This is a genomic window from Kribbella sp. NPDC050124, from assembly GCF_044460355.1.
GTDB lineage: Bacteria > Actinomycetota > Actinomycetes > Propionibacteriales > Kribbellaceae > Kribbella.
Window position 1 is genome coordinate 26,467 of sequence record NZ_JBITJU010000032.1, and the last position, 18,126, is coordinate 44,592.

15 protein-coding genes and 1 pseudogene are annotated in these 18,126 nt (G+C 67.9%); 11 read left to right on the plus strand and 5 right to left on the minus strand.

Going from position 1 to position 18,126, the window contains the following annotated elements:
* Positions 1 to 43: 43 nt before the first annotated feature.
* Complete coding sequence (locus ACIBL3_RS42025; RefSeq protein WP_396359596.1) at positions 44 to 667, plus strand: methyltransferase domain-containing protein; 624 nt, start codon at positions 44 to 46, stop codon at positions 665 to 667.
* 12 nt (positions 668 to 679) lie between these two features.
* The gene (gene mftG, locus ACIBL3_RS42030; RefSeq protein ID WP_396359597.1) at positions 680 to 2,203 is read left to right on the plus strand and encodes a mycofactocin system GMC family oxidoreductase MftG; all 1,524 of its coding nucleotides are present in this window, start codon (positions 680 to 682) and stop codon (positions 2,201 to 2,203) included.
* Here mftG and mftR read toward each other — a convergent pair.
* Positions 2,186 to 2,821 carry a mycofactocin system transcriptional regulator gene (gene mftR / locus ACIBL3_RS42035; RefSeq protein ID WP_396359598.1) on the minus strand — a complete coding sequence of 212 codons (636 nt, stop codon included), beginning with the start codon at positions 2,819 to 2,821 and terminating at the stop codon, positions 2,186 to 2,188. The genes mftG and mftR overlap by 18 nt on opposite strands.
* A 98-nt stretch (positions 2,822 to 2,919) precedes the next feature.
* Here mftR and mftA point away from each other — a divergent pair, with 98 nt between their 5' ends.
* The 5 genes from mftA to mftF are packed head-to-tail and all read left to right on the plus strand — an operon-like array spanning position 2,920 to position 7,229.
* Entirely contained in the window at positions 2,920 to 3,057 is a 138-nt protein-coding gene (gene mftA / locus ACIBL3_RS42040) for a mycofactocin precursor MftA (protein WP_396359599.1), read from the plus strand.
* 17 nt (positions 3,058 to 3,074) lie between these two features.
* Entirely contained in the window at positions 3,075 to 3,374 is a 300-nt protein-coding gene (gene mftB, locus ACIBL3_RS42045; RefSeq protein ID WP_396359600.1) for a mycofactocin biosynthesis chaperone MftB, read from the plus strand.
* The gene (mftC, locus tag ACIBL3_RS42050) at positions 3,371 to 4,594 is read left to right on the plus strand and encodes a mycofactocin radical SAM maturase (RefSeq protein ID WP_396359601.1); all 1,224 of its coding nucleotides are present in this window, start codon (positions 3,371 to 3,373) and stop codon (positions 4,592 to 4,594) included. Before mftB ends, mftC begins: the two co-directional genes overlap by 4 nt.
* Before the next feature lie 23 nt (positions 4,595 to 4,617).
* On the plus strand, positions 4,618 to 5,841 hold the full coding sequence (mftD, locus tag ACIBL3_RS42055) for a pre-mycofactocin synthase MftD (protein ID WP_396359602.1): 1,224 nt from the start codon (positions 4,618 to 4,620) through the stop codon (positions 5,839 to 5,841).
* Positions 5,838 to 7,229 (plus strand): mycofactocin biosynthesis glycosyltransferase MftF, encoded by a 1,392-nt coding sequence (gene mftF, locus ACIBL3_RS42060; protein ID WP_396359603.1) that lies wholly within the window; start codon positions 5,838 to 5,840, stop codon positions 7,227 to 7,229. The genes mftD and mftF overlap by 4 nt, the downstream gene beginning before the upstream one ends.
* Before the next feature lie 34 nt (positions 7,230 to 7,263).
* Here the strand turns inward: mftF and ACIBL3_RS42065 are convergent, their stop codons facing one another.
* Entirely contained in the window at positions 7,264 to 8,730 is a 1,467-nt protein-coding gene (locus ACIBL3_RS42065) for an NAD-dependent succinate-semialdehyde dehydrogenase (RefSeq protein WP_396359604.1), read from the minus strand.
* A gap of 46 nt (positions 8,731 to 8,776) precedes the next feature.
* Positions 8,777 to 10,138, minus strand: a complete 1,362-nt coding sequence (gene gabT, locus ACIBL3_RS42070) for a 4-aminobutyrate--2-oxoglutarate transaminase (RefSeq protein WP_396359605.1) — start codon at positions 10,136 to 10,138, stop codon at positions 8,777 to 8,779.
* A 170-nt stretch (positions 10,139 to 10,308) separates the two neighbouring features.
* Here gabT and ACIBL3_RS42075 point away from each other — a divergent pair, with 170 nt between their 5' ends.
* On the plus strand, positions 10,309 to 11,739 hold the full coding sequence (locus ACIBL3_RS42075; RefSeq protein ID WP_396359646.1) for a PucR family transcriptional regulator: 1,431 nt from the start codon (positions 10,309 to 10,311) through the stop codon (positions 11,737 to 11,739).
* Positions 11,740 to 11,787: 48 nt separating this feature from the next.
* Here the strand turns inward: ACIBL3_RS42075 and ACIBL3_RS42080 are convergent, their stop codons facing one another.
* Positions 11,788 to 13,302, minus strand: a complete 1,515-nt coding sequence (locus tag ACIBL3_RS42080) for a PucR family transcriptional regulator (protein ID WP_396359606.1) — start codon at positions 13,300 to 13,302, stop codon at positions 11,788 to 11,790.
* 164 nt (positions 13,303 to 13,466) lie between these two features.
* On the opposite strand from ACIBL3_RS42080, the gene ACIBL3_RS42085 reads away from it, so the two are divergent.
* The 3 genes and pseudogenes from ACIBL3_RS42085 to ACIBL3_RS42095 form a co-directional block, all read left to right on the plus strand.
* Complete coding sequence (locus ACIBL3_RS42085) at positions 13,467 to 14,909, plus strand: aminobutyraldehyde dehydrogenase (protein ID WP_396359607.1); 1,443 nt, start codon at positions 13,467 to 13,469, stop codon at positions 14,907 to 14,909.
* 61 nt (positions 14,910 to 14,970) lie between these two features.
* Positions 14,971 to 16,368 (plus strand): aspartate aminotransferase family protein, encoded by a 1,398-nt coding sequence (locus ACIBL3_RS42090; protein WP_396359608.1) that lies wholly within the window; start codon positions 14,971 to 14,973, stop codon positions 16,366 to 16,368.
* A 91-nt stretch (positions 16,369 to 16,459) separates the two neighbouring features.
* A pseudogene (locus ACIBL3_RS42095) lies at positions 16,460 to 17,242 on the plus strand (alanine dehydrogenase); the annotation flags it as partial.
* A 68-nt stretch (positions 17,243 to 17,310) separates the two neighbouring features.
* Here ACIBL3_RS42095 and ACIBL3_RS42100 read toward each other — a convergent pair.
* Positions 17,311 to 17,994 carry a TetR/AcrR family transcriptional regulator C-terminal domain-containing protein gene (locus ACIBL3_RS42100; protein ID WP_396359609.1) on the minus strand — a complete coding sequence of 228 codons (684 nt, stop codon included), beginning with the start codon at positions 17,992 to 17,994 and terminating at the stop codon, positions 17,311 to 17,313.
* Between the last annotated feature and the right edge of the window lie 132 nt (positions 17,995 to 18,126).

Consider the following 18,126-nt stretch of genomic DNA (forward strand, 5'->3'; position numbering starts at 1 on the left):
AGCTCTCGGCTGGCCCGCCGCCTACCTCGCATATTCTCTCGGCATGGGACTGAGTCAGGTGTTGACGTCGGCGGGACAGACGCGCTGGCTCGATGTCGGCTGTGGGGCCGACTTCTCGCCCGGATTCGAGTACCTGGACGTGTTGCCTGTCGGTGCGGTGCCTGAGGAACTGCGTGATCGTTATCACCGGGCTGATATCGCCAATCTGACCGATCACGCTGTCGGTGATCTTGGACAGTTCGACCTGGTTCGGATGCAGCACACGCTCGAGCACTTCGGGTTCGAGGACGGCCTCCGGGTGCTGCAGAACTGTGCCGACTTGCTGAGGCCGGGCGGATTGATCCTGATCTCTGTTCCGGACCTGCTCAGGCACATCCGGACGTACCTCAAGGACGACTACGTGAACATGCCTGGATTCAAGGAGTGGGCGCAGGCTCGGATCCCCGCCGATGCGCCGCCGAGCGCCTATTTCTCGGTCTTCACGCACAGCCTGACGTACGAGCCGCACAAGTGGTGCTACGACTTCGCCGGGCTTGCGCACCAACTCGGCCGATCGCATCGATTCACAGAGATCTCCAGGCTCGAGAGAACGGACCCGCTCGCGGAAGTGCCGTTCACCCACAACCGGCCCGAAGAGGATCTCTGTGTCCTCGCGCGCCGGAGCTAGTGGACCGGCCCGATGACTGCGTCACGGCCGGAGGTGATCGTCGTCGGGGCCGGCGCCTCAGGTTCGGCGCTCGCGGCGAGGCTTGCTGACGCTGGTGTGCGAGTGTTGCTGCTCGAGGCAGGAGCGGCGCCGCTGTCCGTTTCGACGTTTCCGCCCGAGCTTCTCTCCGCTGGATCGCTCCGCGGCGCGGATCCATCGCATCCGGCCACCTGGGCGTATCCGGCGACGCTGGCACCAGGGCGTGAGTACGTGGTGATCCGCGGCCGGGTCGCTGGTGGGTCGACGGCGACCAACGCGGCATACTTCGTGCGCGCCCGACGGGCCGATTTCGATCGGTGGTCACAGGTCGCACCCGAGTGGAGTTACGAGCAGTGCCTGCCGTTGATGCGGCGGCTCGAGACCGATCTGGACTTCGGCTCGTCACCGGTGCACGGGAACGACGGTCCGATGCCGGTGTCGAGGCCGGTCGCCGACCATCCGGTGACGTTGGCGTTCGAGTCCGCGGCCGAACAAGCGGGCTGGGCCAGGATCGGCGACAAGAACGGCGACGACGGACCTGGGGTCGGCCCGGTGCCCATGAACCAGCGCAACGGCGTCCGATGGAACGCGGCACTCGCTTACCTTGGACCACGCCACAACACCGGCCTGCTGACTGTACGCGGGGGGTGCCTGGTCACCCGCGTCGTCGCCCGGGGCGGGCGCGTGCGGGGTGTCCTTGCCCGTACGGACCGCGGTGAGGAGATGCTTGAGGCTGATGAGGTGGTGCTGTCGGCCGGCGCCTTCGGATCACCTCACTTGTTGATGCTCTCCGGCATCGGGCCCGCCGCGCACCTCGAGGCCGTCGGCGTCGAGGTGACAGTTGATTCTTCGGGGGTGGGATCAGCGTTCTCGGACCACCCGCAGGCGTCGCTGTCGTGGTGCCCCAGATATCCGCTGCCGTCGGGTGCGGCGACCGTGATGCAGTCCGTTCTGCACACGCCGGCTGCGGAGATCCTCCCTTTGCTGAAACCCGTGCCATACCTGCTGGCCGAGCGTGAGACGACGGACATGCTGGACGTTCTCGTGTCGATCACGCAGCCGCGGAGCCGAGGGCAGATCCGGCTGCGATCCACCGACCCGGCCGTTCCTCCCGAGATCGATTACGGCTATCTGCTAGCAGCCGACGATCGGCGGGCGATGCGCGACGCGGTCCGTGAAGCTGCAACCCTCCTGACCGCGTCGGCTTTCGGTGTGATCTCCACGGGGCTCACAGGTCTCGCGATCTCGGACCTGGACGACGACCGGTTGCTCGACGCTTGGATCAGAAGGCGATTGGGAACCAGCGTGCACGCGTGCGGTACTGCGCCACTCGGACCAGAAATCGGCCGGACCGCGGTCGTGAACGCGGCCGGGAGTGTGTACGGCGTGCAGGGTCTGCGTGTCGCCGACACTTCGATCCTGCCTGACGTACCGTCGCGTGGTCCGGCCGCGACCGCCGTCCTGATCGGCGAACGAGTCGCCGATCTCATGCTGCGCGGCTCATCGCCGTCGGCGTGAGCGCGGTAGGGTGGTACCGGTGTCGGTCAGGTAGGCCCGCAGTTCTGCCATTGCTTCGGCGAGTAGCGCTTGCAGAGACGTGCCCGGATGATCGAGCCAGCGTTCGTACGCCGTCAGCGCGAGCGCAAGGCTGATGTGCCCGATGGTCTGGGGGAGCAGGTCGCCCGGTCGCAGTCCGAGGCGTCGCGCGACGTACTCGGCGATCACCGCGCGCCACTCGGCGTACCTGAGCACCGAATGCGCCTGCAGCGCGGGCGTCTTGAGGATCAGGCGCATGCGTTCGGCATGCGGTGGCTGGGCGTCGTCCGGGAACTCGTTGAACCTGAGCACAGCCCTGTGCACGGCCTCGTGCAACGGGAGATCGGCAGGCATCTCGTCGAGGATCGTGCGGAAGTCCTCGAGTGTGCGGTCGAACTGCCCCCACGGAATGTCGTTCTTCGATTCGTAGTACCGGAACAGCGTGCGACGGCCGACACCGACGGCATCCGCGATCGCGGCCATCGTGGTGCCGTCGAACCCCCGCTCGGCGAACAACCCGAAGGCGGCCTGCTCGATCTCACCGTGCGTGGTCGCGACCGGGCGGCCGGGCGCCGGGCGACGGTCCTCGCTGATCGTCATCGCCATGAAATCTAGCAAATTCCCATCCGCCCTTCCTTTTTGGCGCAGAGTGCCATTAGTCTACCGGCGACCCCAGAGAGCCATCCCGAAGAGGAGCCGTGAGCATCATCGATTTCACGACAGCGGTCGAAGATCCCGACGACGTCGCCGACGAGGTCATCGAGGACGAAGGCTCGCTGACAGCAGAGACGTTGCTCGAGGAAATCTCGATCGACGGCATGTGCGGCGTCTACTGAGCGCTGGACACCGAGCCATGAATCCACGAGTCGAGGTGCGGTTGGATCAAGGCTTGCGGCTGTCGCCATCGGTGTCTCTGCGCCCGGAGCCGTTCGGCGCTTTGGCCTACCACTTCGGCAACCGCCGCCTGACCTTCCTCAAGCGGCGCGAGCTTCTGGATGTCGTACTGGCGTTGTCAGATCAGCCGGACGTGCGTTCCGCGCTGGTCGTAGCCGGCCTGCCGGAATCGCAATGGCCGGCCTACCTGGCCGCCCTGCAAGGGCTGGCCGATACGGAAATGCTTCGCCCCAGCAGCGTCGAGGAGGTACCGGTGTGAGCACCAGCGCCCGAGAGCGCCCGGCTTCTGGATCCCTGGTCGATCAGTTCGAGTACGGCTTGGACGCGCCCATCTGTCTCACCTGGGAGCTGACCTATGCATGCAACCTGGCCTGCGCTCACTGTCTGTCCTCGTCCGGTCGGCGGGATCCGCGTGAGCTGACCACGGCCCAGTGCGAGGCTGTGATGGACGAGTTGCAGCGGATGCAGGTCTTCTACGTCAACGTCGGTGGCGGCGAGCCAACGATCCGGCCGGACTTCTGGCATCTGCTCGAGTACGCGGTGAGTCATCAGGTCGGCGTGAAGTTCTCCACCAACGGCGTCCGGATCACCCGGGAGCGGGCCCGATTCCTCGCGCGCACCGACTATCTCGACGTACAGGTGTCGCTGGACGGTGCGACCGCCGAGGTCAACGACTACGTTCGCGGATCGGGGTCCTACGAGACTGCGACGACTGCGCTGGAGAATCTTGCCGCCGAGGGGTTCACCGATACCAAGTTGTCGGTCGTAGTCACCCGGCACAACGTCACGCAACTCGACGAGTTCAAGGCGCTGGCGGACAGGTACGGTGCGATACTGAGGCTCACCAGGTTGCGTCCGTCAGGGCGTGGTGCGGACGTCTGGGACGAGTTGCATCCACTCCCCGAGCAGCAGCGGATGCTGTACGACTGGCTGGTCGCGCACGGCGAGGACGTACTGACCGGTGACTCCTTCTTCCATCTCTCCGCGTACGGCGAAAGCCTGCCAGGGCTGAACCTCTGCGGCGCCGGTCGCGTCGTCTGCCTGATCGATCCCGTTGGCGACGTGTATGCCTGCCCGTTCGCGATCCACGAGAACTTCCTGGCCGGCAACGTGCTCGACGACGGCGGATTCCAGCGGGTCTGGCGATCCTCGGCCCTGTTTGCCGAGCTGCGTTCCCCCCAGAGTTCCGGTGCCTGCGGCAGCTGTCGTCATTTCGACGCGTGCCGCGGCGGATGCATGGCGGCAAAGTTCTTCACTGGTCTGCCGTTGGACGGCCCTGATCCTGAGTGTGTGCGGGGCTACGGCGAGACCGCCCTGGCCGGCGACCGGTCCGTCCCACGCCACCGGCAGGACCACTCGCGTCGTGCTCCCGGCCGGAACGACCCGGTGATGCTTCAGCTGAGCCGCCGGCGCCCTGACATCGTCGCAGCGCCGGTCTCTGCTTGCGCACAGAGCCCGCTCGCCGGCTTCCAGCCCTGAACACGTTTCCCGGAAGGTGCCCGATGTCCAAGAGATGGCCCAAGAACCCCTGGGCCCAGAACCCCTGGTTCGAGACGGTGGCGGTCGCCCAGCGGCGGGCCAAGAAACGATTGCCGTCCTCGGTGTACGGAGCGCTGCTGGCCGGCTCGGAGCGTGGACAGTCCTCCGGGGACAACCTGGGTGCGTTCGCCGAGCTGGGGTTCGCCCCGCGGGTCGCCGGTCCGCCCACAGACCGCTCGACGGCGACCAAGGTCCTGGGCCAAGAACTCTCGTTACCGGTGCTGATCTCGCCGACCGGTGTCCAGGCCGTGCACCCGGACGGCGAGGTAGCGGTCGCCCGCGCTGCCGCGGCGCGCGGCACCGCGATAGGGCTGAGTTCTTTCGCCAGCAAACCGATCGAGCAGGTCGTCGCCGCGAACCCCAAGACCCTCTTCCAGATCTACTGGATGGGGAGCCGCGAGGCGATGCTCGAGCGCATCGAGCGAGCCCGCGCCGCGGGTGCGATCGGTCTCATCGCCACCCTCGACTGGTCGTTCTCGACCGGTCGCGACTGGGGCAGCCCGGAGATCCCCGAGCGGATCGACGCGAGGTCCGCAGTGCGGTTCGCACCCCAGGTACTGCGCAAGCCTCGCTGGGCCCTGGACTTCGCCAAGGCCGGAAAGGTGCCCGACCTGACTGTGCCGAACCTCAGCACAACTGACGGCAAGGCACCGCCGTTCTTCGGCGCCTACTACGAATGGATGCAGACGCCCGCGCCGACCTGGGAGGACGTCGGCTGGCTCCGGGCACAGTGGGGCGGACCGTTCATGCTCAAGGGAGTCTGCCGCGTCGACGATGCGCGCCGGGCGGTCGATGCCGGCTTCAGCGCGATCTCGGTGTCCAACCACGGCGGCAACAACCTCGACGGTACACCTGCGGCAATCCGGATGCTCAAGCCGATCGCCGATGCCGTGGGAGGCGAGGTCGACGTCCTGCTCGACGGCGGGATCCGCCGTGGCTCCGACGTGGTCAAGGCGCTTGCGCTGGGTGCCCGCGCGGTGATGATCGGCCGCGCCTATCTGTGGGGCCTGGCCGCGAACGGCCAAGCGGGCGTGGAGAATGTCCTCGACATCCTGCGCGGAGGAATCGAATCCGCGCTGCTCGCGCTCCGCCTGCCGTCGGTTCAGGACCTGACCCCGGACGACCTGATCATTCCCGACGGCTTCCATCGCACGCTGGGGCGGCCGTCAGACGTACCGGGTCGATGACCGAACTGCCGAAAGGCTTCACCGTTCGCATCAGTGAACGAACTCGCGTGTACGACGCGGGCCGGACGCTTGTCGGTGGATCGCCGACGACAGTCGTGCACCTCAGCGCGGCGGCCGAGCGCTTGATCGAAGAGCGGCTGTTGACAGTCCGTGGCGCCCGGTCGAGTCGCCTCGCAGAGCGCCTCTTGGATCTCGACATGGCTGTCCCGGTCATCGATGAACTCCGGCCCGTCCCGGTTGGCTCCGTGACCATCGTCGTACCTGTCTTCGATCGTGCGGAGCAAGTCGATCGGCTGCTGCGCAGTGTTCCCGAAGGGATCGGGATCGTTCTCGTCGACGACTGCTCGCCCGATCCCGCTGCCATAGCTGCGGTGGCTACCGCTCACGGCGCCACCGTCGTACGGCATCGGGAGAACCGCGGCCCGGCGGCAGCCCGCAACACCGGCCTCGCGAAGGTCCAGACGCCGTTTGCCGCGTTCGTCGACAGCGACGTCGTCCTGACGCCGGAGACCGTGCCGACCCTGTTGCGGCACTTTCACGACCCTAAGGTCGCGCTCGCAGCACCCCGGATCCTGGGGCTGCACGATACCGGTCGGCCAAGCTGGATCACGCGCTACGAGAACGCCCGGTCGTCTCTCGATCTCGGCAATCATCCGGCTCTGGTCAAGCCGGGCGCACCAGTCGCCTGGGTCCCGAGTGCCTGTGTTGTTGTCAGAGTCGCCGCTCTCGGTGACGGATTCGACACCAGCCTGCGGGTGGCGGAGGACGTCGACCTCGTGTGGCGGCTCCATCACCGCGGCTGGCGGGTCCGCTATGAGCCGGCCGCATTCGTCCACCACGAACACCGTCCGGAGGTAGCGAGTTGGTGGGCTCGAAAGCAGTACTACGGCACCGGCGCTCATCACCTCGCCGTCCGGCACGGCAAACAGGTAGCTCCGGCGGTACTCTCGCCCTGGGCCGTCGTGCTCGTCGCAGCGATACTCGTGCAGCGCCGGTGGTCGCTTCCCGTCGCGGCGCTGATCTCGTTCCTGGTCTCCAGGCGAATCGCAGGCAAGGTTCAGCAGAGCCCGCAGGCCGGGCGCATCGGCTTGCGGCTAGCGGTTGAGGGAGCAGCGGCGGCACTGTCACAGACCAGCGCGTTGATGCTGCGTCATTGGTGGCCGTTGGCAATGGTCGGCGGTCTCTTCTCGTCCCGCCTCCGGCGAGCGGTCGTCGTCGCCGCTGCTGTCGACACCACCGTCGAGTACCTCCGAACCGACACAGACCTCGACCCCGTCCGGTTCGCAACGGCCCGGCGCCTCGACGATCTCGCCTATGGGACCGGAGTCTGGATGAGTGCCCTCAAACACCGATCGCTCACATCGCTACTCCCGAACCTCCGGCGATAGTGGGCACTCCTCACTCCCTGCGCGATGAGAGGCGTCAGCCGAGGTCCACGGAGAAGTACTGCGTCTCCTGGAACTCGTGGATGCCTTCGCGCGCGCCCTCGCGACCAATTCCGCTCTGTTTGAAGCCTCCGAAAGGTGCGGCGGGGTCGGACACAATGCCGCGGTTGATCCCGACCATGCCGGCCTCGATCTGCTCGGCGAGCCGGATCGCGTCCTGGAGCCGGCCGGCGTAGACGTAGGCGGCGAGGCCGAACTCGGTGTCATTGACCTGGGCGATCAGGTCTGTCTCATCGGTCCACTCGACGACCGGCGCCACCGGTCCGAAGATCTCCTCGGACAGGATCGAGGCACCCGGCCGGACGCCGGTCAGCAGGGTCGGCGGGAAGAAGTGCCCACCGTTCGGCGCCGTTGCCTGTGCGGCGATTCTCGCGCCCTCGAGGACGGCCTTGTCGACCAGGCCGCGGATGGTGGTGACCGCGCACTCGCTGATCAGCGGGCCGACCTGCGAGCTCGGGTCGGCACCGTGGCCCACGACGAGCGACTGGACGGCGGCGCCGAGCTTCCCGACGAACTCCGCGGCGACGTCGGCGTGGACATAGAACCGGTTCGCCGCGGTGCAGGCCTGGCCGCCGCCACGGAACTTCGCGACGAGCGCGCCGGCGACAGCGGCGCCGATGGCGGCGTCGGCGGTGACCACGAACGGGGCGTTGCCGCCAAGCTCCATGCTGGTGTTGAGCACCCGGTCGGCCGCCTGGTGGAGCAGATGGCGGCCTACGCCTGTCGAGCCGGTGAAGGAGACGGCGCGCACGCGCGGGTCCTCCAGCCACGCGTTCGCGACTGCCGCGGCATCCGTGGTCGGGACCAGATTGACGACGCCGTCGGGCGTGCCGGCCTGTTGCAGAATCCGTACGATGGCCAGTGCGGTCAGGGGGGTTTCGGCGGCGGGCTTGAGCACGACCGTGCAGCCGGCGGCCAGTGCCGGGGCGATCTTGCGGGTCGCCATAGCCGCAGGGAAGTTCCACGGCGTGACCAAGGCGGCGACGCCGACGGGGCGGTGGGTGACTAGGGTGCGCGTGCCGCTGGCCGGCGCGATCGCGTAGTCGCCGTCGGAGCGGACCGCCTCCTCGCCGTACCAGCGGAAGAACTCGGCGGCGTAGGCCACCTCGGCCCGGGCATCGGCCTGGGACTTTCCGTTCTCGGCGACGATCAGCGCGGTCAAGTCGTCGGTTGCCGCGATCATCAGGTCGTACGTTCGGCGTAGCACCTCGGCTCGGGTGCGCGGCGCGGCGGCGGCCCAGTCCGGGAAGGCAGCCGTGGCGGCGGCCACCGCAGCCCGGGCCTCGATCGCGCCGCCATCGGCGACCTCGGCAATCGTCGCGAGACTGGCCGGGTCTTGCACTGGGAACGTCTGCGCGGCACCGGTCGCACGACCGGCGATCCAGAGGCCGTGCTTCGGGTCGAGATCCGCGAGAACCTCGGCGATTTGGTTGGGGCCGGGCACAGGAGTCTCCGTCTCGGGTCGGTGTCGGATCAGGGGCCGGTCAGCTTCACCGGGCTTCTTCGAAGATCGCCTCGAGTTCGGTAAGCGCTTCGGTCAGCAGATGCCGCGGGATGCTGAGTGGCGGCAGGAAGCGGAGCACGTTGCTCCAGGTGCCGCAGGTCAGCACGACCAGGCCGCGGGCGTGCGCGGTCGCCGCGACCTTCGCGGTCAACTCGGCATCCGGCTCTGTCGTGCCGGGCTTGACCAGCTCGACCGCGATCATCGCGCCGCGTCCGCGAACGTCGCCGACCCGGTCGTCGCGGGCCTGCAGCGCGGTGAGCCGCTCGGTCATGGTCGCGCCGATCTCGTTCGCCCGCGCGAGCAGGCCGTCCTTTTCGATCCCGTCGATGACTGCCAGCGCGGCAGCGCAGGACAGCGGGTTGCCGCCGTATGTGCCACCGAGACCGCCGACGTGTGGGGCGTCCATGATTTCCGCGCGCCCGGTCACCGCTGCCAGCGGCAGGCCACCGGCGATGCCCTTGGCCGTCACGATCAGGTCGGGTACGACGCCCTCGTGCTCGCACGCGAACAGTGAGCCGGTCCGGGCGAACCCGGTCTGCACCTCGTCGGCGACGAACACCACGTCGTTCGCGCGGCACCATGCCGCCAAAGCCGGGAGGAAGCCCTCGGCCGGCACGACGAAGCCGCCCTCACCCTGGATCGGCTCGACGACGACGGCGGCGAGGTTGCCGGCGCCGACCTGCTTCTCGATCACATCGATCGCCCGCCGGGCAGCGGCGATCCCATCGAGCCCGTCGCGGAAGGGGTAGGACATTGGCGCCCGGTAGATTTCGGACGCGAACGGACCGAAACTGTGCTTGTACGGCATGTTCTTCGCGGTCAAGGCCATGGTCAGGTTCGTGCGGCCGTGGTAGGCGTGGTCGAACGCGACGACCGCCTGCTTGCCGGTGTGGGCCCGGGCAACCTTCACCGCGTTCTCGACGGCCTCGGCTCCGGAGTTGAAGAGGGCCGACCGCTTGTCGTAGTCGCCAGGAGTCAGTCTGCTGAGCTCCTCGGCGACCCGGACGTACCCGTCGTACGGCGTGACCATGAAGCAGGTGTGGGTGAAGGCACCGACCTGGGCGGATACCGCATCGGCGACTCGTGGGTTGCTGTTGCCGACGGTGGTCACCGCGATGCCAGAGCCGAGATCAATGAGCGAGTTGCCGTCGACGTCGACCACCACGCCGCCGCCCGCGGCCGTTACGTAGACGGGCAGTACCGTTCCGACCGCTCGGCTGACCGCGGCGTCCTTGCGGGCAGCCAACTTCCTTGAGGCCGGACCAGGGATGTCGGTCACCAGACGACGCTGCTGGCGCAGCTCAGGGCCTCCGCTGCTGGTTTCCCCGCGGACGGTCTCTGTGGTCATCGTTGTGCTCCTGGGTCGGGTTGCCGGTCGCGTTCCACGCTAGGCGCGCTTGGATCCTCAGGCGATGCGCATTCTGCACAATTTCGAAGCTCCTGTTGTGCAAGACTGATGTGGTGGTCACAGTTGCCAACTTGATGACCTGCTCCGAGCTGGGCCTCGGTGCGGTGTACATGCCCTCTGCTGACCTTCCGGTGCGTTGGGTGGCCACGAGCGAGTTGGCCGACCCCACGCCATACCTCGAGGGCGGTGAGGTGCTCCTCACGACAGGCCTGGAGACCGCGGACTGGCACGAGGAGTGGCGGCCGTACGTCGAGCGACTCGTATCGGCAGGCGTCGCCGCACTCGGCCTGGCCTCCGGGTTGACTCACCGGCGACCTCCACGGGAGCTGCTCGCGGCCTGCCGGGCGGCCGGGCTCAACCTGTTCAAGGTGCCGCGTCCGACGACCTTCGTCGCGATCTCCCGCACAGCAGCGGGGCTGCTGGATGCAGAGCGCGAGGGCGCGGCCCGGCGCTCGCTCGATGCGCAGCGGGCACTCACCCAGGCCGCGCTCGACGTCGAACCGCTGCCGGCACTGGTCTCCCGGCTGGCGCACCTCGTGGAAGGCGCGGCCGTTCTGGTCGACTGGGAGGGGGAGCCCATCGAGGGCCCGCACGGACCGCTGGGCACGGACCTCGATCTCGCGGCTGTGTGCGCCGAGGTGGTGCGGATCCGGCGTGGTGGGCTGCGGGCGGCGGCCAGTGCGGCGTCGCACGCCGGCACCACGCTGGTCCGGCCGGTGGGCGCTCGCGGCCGGCCCGAGGTGTGGCTTGCCGTGCTGGTCTCAAGCAGGCTCGATGATGTCGCGCGGCTTGCGGTCACGACGGCGGTGTCGCTGCTCAGCCTCGCCGTTGAAGGTCGACGGGAACAGCGTGCGGTCGGCCGGCGGCTCCGCCAGCGAGCAGTCGAGTTCCTGCTGTTCGACGATCCGCGCACGGCGCAGGTAGTGCTGAGCGCGACGGCACAGGCCGACCGCGCTCCGCGTCTGCCCCGCCAAGTCGCCGTCGTGCGGGCCCGGGGTCGGGCCGACGCTGTGGAGGACGCGTTGGGCGTCGCCGAGAACCGCAGGGTGCTGGCGGCCGTCGTCGACGGTGACCTGGTGGCTATGGCTACGCCCTCGGGCGCGGCAGCCTTCGCCGACGAGCTCTCGGCGCGCGGACTCGCAGGCGGCATCGGGCGCACCGTGCCGTTCGACGAGGTTTCGGCGAGCGACGTGACAGCTACGCACGCACTCGGCGCTACTGGTCCAGGCATCCCTGTCCGAGCGTGGGACGACCTGGCCCGAGGTGGGGTCGCGGGCTTGCTCGGCCCGGACCTGGCGGGTGCGTTCGCTCGCTCCTTCCTGGCACCGATTTCCGACGACCCGGTGCTCGTCGCCACGCTCGGCGCGTTTCTTCGGCGGCACGGCTCCCGCGGCGAGACTGCCGACGAGCTGAGCGTGCATCGCAATACGGTTCGCAACAGGGTCGAGCAGATCGAGACCCGGCTGGGCGCCTCGCTCGACAACCCGCAGGTGCGGGTCGACGCCTGGGTGGCACTCCAGATCATGGGCTCCGAGCCATAGCCCGGATCTGGACGAGTCCGCCCCCGGGGTGGGTAGGGGGCTTCGGCCTCAGCGCATGAGCGGCCCGCTCATCAGGGCAAGGAGCAGGAGCGCTCGGTTCTCGGCCACATCGAGGCTCAACCCGGTGAGCTCCTCGACTCGCGCGATCCGGGCCTTGAGCGTGTGCCGGTGCACGCCGAGGCTGCGGGCGGCGCTCTCCCAGGTGCCGTTGTGATGAAGGAAGGCTTCGAGCGTGGCGAGCAGGCCGGCGTCTCGTGGTCCGTCTGCTGCGCCCAATGCAGCCAGCGCGGGGCCGGCGACAGAATGGACCCGGGTACGCACCGCCTCGTCCGCCAGCACCGGCCCGAGGTTCACCTCGCTGAACCAGGCGACCGGGCGTCCCTCACGGAGCGCGGCGCCCGCCGCCAGCTGAGCGGGGCCAAGGCCTGATGCGATCGCAGCTTGGTCGAGGCGATGGCTCACGCCGTAGACGACGCGGACGACCTCTGCAGCGGTGACCGCCTCGGCCAGACCAGGGACCAGCAGCTTCGCGTCACGTGCCAGGAGGAGGATGGCCACGCCGCCGTTGGTGGACGCGACGACGTGCGGCCGCTTGGTGGGTTCGAGGTGGGCAGCGACGACCTGCTCGAGCTGCGTCCGACGGCTGTCGGTGGCCGCGAGGACCAGGACGACCTCGTCGCGCGGCTCGAAACCGAAGTGGTGGAGGTGCCGCTCCAGCCCGGTCGACCGCACACCTGCGTCGAGTAGCAGCGACAGGAGCGCGCCGCCGAGGTCGTGGTAAGCCTCGAGGAGCTCCGCGGGCCAGTCCAGCTGGAGGGTGATCAGACCGGCCGCCTGATTGAGCAACATCCGGTCGGTCGGGCTCGGCAGTGTGTGGTGCTGGACCGCCAGCCAGCCGCAGACGCCCGATCGCCCCTGGATCATCTGCAACTCGAGAATGCCGTCCTCGGTGTCGACGGCGACGGTTCCGGGTCGGGACGCGCGCGAAAGTCGGCGGTACTCCTTGCCGACCCGCTCGAGCAGTCGGCTGTTCGTCGTCGAGCTGGCCATCACGACGCCGTACTCGTCCATGACGACAGCATCGCCACGGAGCTCGCGTGCGAGCAGTGCGACGGCGCCAGGCAGTCCGCTGCGTACGGTGACGCGGGTGATGTCGCGCTGGATGGTGTGCACCCGCTGCAACGACGCTAACTCTGTGTCGGCCAGCTGCTGGGCGACAGCCTGGGTCAGCGCGATGAAGGCGGTGCCGATGGGGACCTCCAGAAGTGGCAGAGCGCGCGCCTCGCACGCGTCGACCACCGCGGCGGGGATCGCGTCGAAGCGCACACCCAGTCCGAAGCCGAGGCCGGCGACCCCAGCACCCGTCAGTCGGTGGACATACGCTCGCTGCTCGCGCGCGGCACGTGGAAGCTGCAGACCGGTGGTCAGCACCAGTTCGCCCCCGTTGAGCCACGGCGTCGGGTCGAGCACGTCGGTGGCGTGCGCCCACGACAGCGGCTCTTCGGTCGCACTTCCGGTCCGCAGGCGCAGGTCGAACTCTGCCCGGTCGAGCAGCCAGCGCAACGAGGTAATCCTGCACCTCCGTCAATCGACAGATCGGCGATCAAGAACACGATGAATTGGACAGTTCGTCCATCCACCGCTAACGGAGCCGAGCCTACTCTCGACGGCAGCCGGTGTGGTCTGCGCCATGTCGCACCGGCCTGGTCGCACACGAAGGAGGGTCCATGTCCGAGCTCCACCTGCAGAATTTCGTGGGCGGGGAGTACCTCGATGCACGCAGCGACGTCTGCTCCCCGCTGATCGACCCGTCGAGCGGTGAGCAGTACGGCGACGCGCCGGTTTCGGGCGTCGAGGACATCGATCTCGCCTACGCGAGCGCTGCCCGGGCCTTCGAGACCTGGCGTTCGACGACGCCGGCCCAGCGGCAGGAGGCGCTGCTCGGCATTGCCGACGCGATCGCGGCCCGCGCTGACGAACTGGTGGAGGCGGAAAGCCGCAACACCGGCAAGGTGGTCGCTGCCACGCGGTCCGAGGAGATGCCGCCGATGGTCGACCAGCTTCGCTTCTTCGCCGGTGCTGCGCGCGTACTGGAGGGACGCTCGGCGGGCGAGTACTTGCCTGGGCACACCTCGTGGATCCGCCGCGAGCCGGTCGGCGTGATCGGGCAGGTTGCGCCCTGGAACTACCCGATGATGATGGCGGTCTGGAAGTTCGCGCCGGCGATCGCGGCAGGCAATACCGTCGTCCTCAAACCGAGCGACACGACTCCGCACACCGCCCTGCTGCTCGCCGAGATCGCCGACGAGTTCTTGCCTGCGGGTGTGCTCAATGTCGTCTGCGGCGACCGCACGACCGGCCAGGCGGTGGTCGCCCACCCGACGCCGCAGATGGTGTCGATCACCGGTTCGGTCGGGGCCGGCATGCAGGTCGCGAGGGCCGCCGCCGACGACGTCAAGCGGGTCCACCTCGAGCTCGGAGGCAAAGCGCCTGTCGTGGTCTTCGCGGACGCCGACGTCGAGGCCGCAGCCGAGGGCATCGCCATGGCGGGCTACTTCAACGCCGGCCAGGACTGCACCGCCGCCACGCGTGTGCTGGTGGCTCCGGAGATCCACGACGATTTCGTCGCTGCGCTCAGCAACCTGGCCGCGACCATGCGGACGTCGTACGACGGTGGCCGGCACGACGACGATGCGCTGGTGCCGCCCGTCAACAACGCCGGCCAGTTCGAGCGCGTGCTCGGCTTCATCGAGCGGCTGCCGGCGCACGCCGAGGTGACCGCGGGTGGCAACCGCCAGGGCGTGCGTGGGTACTACATCGAGCCGACCGTCGTCACCGGCCTCCAGCAGCCCGACGAGATGATCCGCAGCGAGGTGTTCGGTCCTGTCATCACGGTGCAGACCTTCATCGACGAGGCGGAGGCCGTTGCCAAGGCCAACGATGTGCCGTACGCGCTGGCCTCCTCGGTCTGGACCCGCGACTTCGGGCGCGCGATCCGGATGTCGAACCGCCTCGACTTCGGGTGTGTGTGGATCAACACCCACATCCCGCTCGTCGCCGAGATGCCGCACGGCGGCTTCAAGCACTCCGGGTACGGCAAGGACCTGTCGATGTACGGCCTGGAGGACTACACGCGGATCAAACATGTCATGGCGAACATCGAGGCCTGATGACGACCCCCGCCTCGATGCCGACTCCTCTCCAGGGACCGACGGAACGGATCTGATCGACATGAGCATCGTCAACGACACCCACGCGGCCTTGCAGGCGGCAGCGCGCGACCATCTCTGGATGCACTTCACCCGCCACTCGACGTACTTGGACCAGGACGTGCCGGTCATCGTGCGGGGCGAGGGCGCCTATGTCTACGACACGCGCGGCCGTCGCTATCTGGACGCTCTGGGCGGCCTCTTCGTGAACCAGTTGGGCCACGGTCGCGCTGACCTCGTCGAGGCGGCGGCGAAGCAGGCCTCCCGGTTGGCGTTCTTCCCGTTGTGGTCCTACGCGCACCCGACCGCGATCCAGCTCGCCGAGAGGATCGCCGGCTACGCGCCGGGTGCCCTCAATCGGGTGTTCTTCACCTCCGGCGGCGGCGAGGCCGTCGAGTCCGCGTGGAAGCTCGCCAAGAACTACTTCAAGCTGGTGGGCAAACCCCTCAAGCACAAGGTGATCAGTCGAGCGATCGCCTACCACGGCACGACCCACGGAGCCCTGTCGATCACCGGTCTCCCTGGCCTGAAGCAGCAATTCGAGCCGCTGGTCCCGTCGGCCTTCCGGGTGCCCAACACGAACATCTACCGCGCACCCGCCTTCCTTCAGGGTGACGACGGTGGTGTTGACGGCGAGGAATTCGGGCGGTGGGCGGCCGACCAGGTGGCGGTCGTCATCGAGAACGAAGGGCCCGACACTGTCGCTGCCGTGTTCCTCGAGCCGGTGCAGAACGCCGGTGGCTGCTTCCCGCCTCCGCCGGGCTACTTCCAGCGAGTGCGTGAGATCTGCGACGAGTACGACGTTCTGCTCGTCTCCGACGAGGTGATCTGCGCCTACGGCCGGCTTGGACACATGTTCGGTGCCGAGCGGTACGGGTACCAACCCGACATCATCACCTCGGCCAAGGGCATCACCTCTGGCTACGCCCCGCTCGGCGCGATGATCGCCTCAGACCGGCTGATGGAGCCCTTCCTGCAGGGCGACACCACCTTCGCCCACGGCTACACCTTCGGCGGGCACCCGGTGTCGACGGCGGTGGCGATGGCGAACTTCGACGCGTTCGAGAACGAGGGAGTGCTCGACCACGTGCGTGCCAACGAGACGGCCTTCCTGAGCACGCTGGACAAACTCAGGGATCTGCCCATCGTCGGTGACGTCCGGGGCGCCGGCTATTTCTACGGAATCGAGCTCGTGAAAGACAAGGAGTCCAAGGAGACGTTCGACGAGGCCGAGTCCGAGCGGCTGCTACGCGGGTTCCTCTCGAAGGCGCTCTTCGACGCCGGTCTCTACTGCCGCGCGGACGACCGCGGCGACCCGGTCATCCAGCTCTCGCCGCCATTGATCTGCGACCAGTCGCATTTCGACGAGATTCACAGCGCCCTCGAGACCGTCCTCACCGAAGCCGCGAACCTCATCTGAGCGCATCCCTCGCTCGGTGGGAGACAACAACGAAAGGCGGCGCGCGGAATGCACATCGGCATCCCTGAAGAAGTCAAGAACCACGAGTACCGTGACCGCGATCGCCTATGAGACGGTGCAGTCGCCATCCGGTGCGCTGCCGCTGCTCTATCCGATGTCCGAGGTCGCCGGCTGCCTCGCGCCCCAGGTCGGCGCACACTCTCTGCTCAGGGCTCAAGGCGGCCGCGGCGTGCTGCTTGGTGGCGTCGGCGGTGTCGCCAGGGCGAAGGTTGTCGTCATCGGTGCCGGCGTTGCTGGCCAGAACGCTACGAACGTTGCCCTCGGCATGGGAGCGGATGTCACCCTGCTCGACACCGATCTCGACAAGCTGCGGCTGTCCTTCTGGCGCTACAACAACCTCGTCCGCGGGCTCGTCTCGAGCAAGCTCGCGATCCAGCAGCAGGTCGCCGGGGCAGACCTCGTCATCGGCGCCGTCCTGATTCCGGGTGCTTCGGCGCCGAAGCTGGTCTCGAACGAGCTGATCGCGCAGATGAAGCCCGGCTCGGTGTTGGTGGACATCGCCGTCGACCAGGGCGGCTGTTTCGAGGACACCCGACCCACGACGCACGCCGACCCGACCTACCAGGTGCACGGCTCGACGTTCTACTGCGTGGCGAACATGCCGGGTGCGGTTCCGAACACCTCGACCTACGCGCTGACCAACGCCACGCTGCCGTACGTCGTCGCATTGGCCGACTCGGGCTGGCGTGCCGCCTGCCGCGCCGATGCCAGCCTGGCCCTCGGGCTGAACACTTGCGAAGGCCGTCTGACGAGTGCCCCGGTCGGCGAGTCGGTCGGCGTCGAGGCAGTTGACATTGTCGAGGCGCTGGCCTGAGTTCGCGCGGAGCGGCCGCAATTGGTGGTTCTGACACCATCATGTGCACGTCACAGTCCGTGCGCGCCTCACCGGCCCGGCGATGGTGGTGTAGTTCGGTGCCAAGCGGGCCCGTGGGCGTCGGCACACTCGGGGGAAGTCGCCAGTTCCGCCGCCAGTGCATCGAGGACGAGAGCGAGGGCCAACTCGAACGTCTCCTCGTTGACCCTGTCGCGACGGGTCGCGTTCAGGGACGTGGCCAGGCTCGGGTAGTCCTCCGCATAGTCGTCGGCCTGCTCGGCGAAACCACGGTCGAGGTCGTCGACGGTCGAACCGAGGACGATACTGTCGATCAATCCGATGTAGTGCATCGTGCGCGACGGCGCCAGGCCGGCCTTCAGCAACATGGCCGACAACTCGTCATAGAGCCTCAACACACTGGGTACCCTGATGCGGCGACGCGTGACCAGCGCAACCGCGTTCGGATGGGTGAGGAACGCGGCCCGGTAGGAGCGGGTGAACTTGCGGAGCGCGGACTGCCAGTCGGGATCGCGCAGCACCTCGGTGTCGATCTCGCTGTCCACCAGCGCATGGACGAGGTCAATGATCTCGTCTTGTCCGCGGATATGGTGGTAAAGCGACGGCGCTTGGACATTCAGTTGCTTCGCCAGGCTGCGCATCGTCAGCCCTTCGGCACCGTCGCGGTCCAACAGTGTCAGGGCGGTTCGGGCGATCTTGTCTCGGCTCAGCAGCGACTTCGACGGACGTCCCATGCAAGCCCTCCAAGAACCTGGGAACAGGTCTTGCCAGGAGCAATCTACCTCCGTTAGGTTGCTGTCTGCACATTTACCTAACGCTGATAGATAAATCGAAAGGGGGTGGCCCATGCTCCATGGCGTCATGGC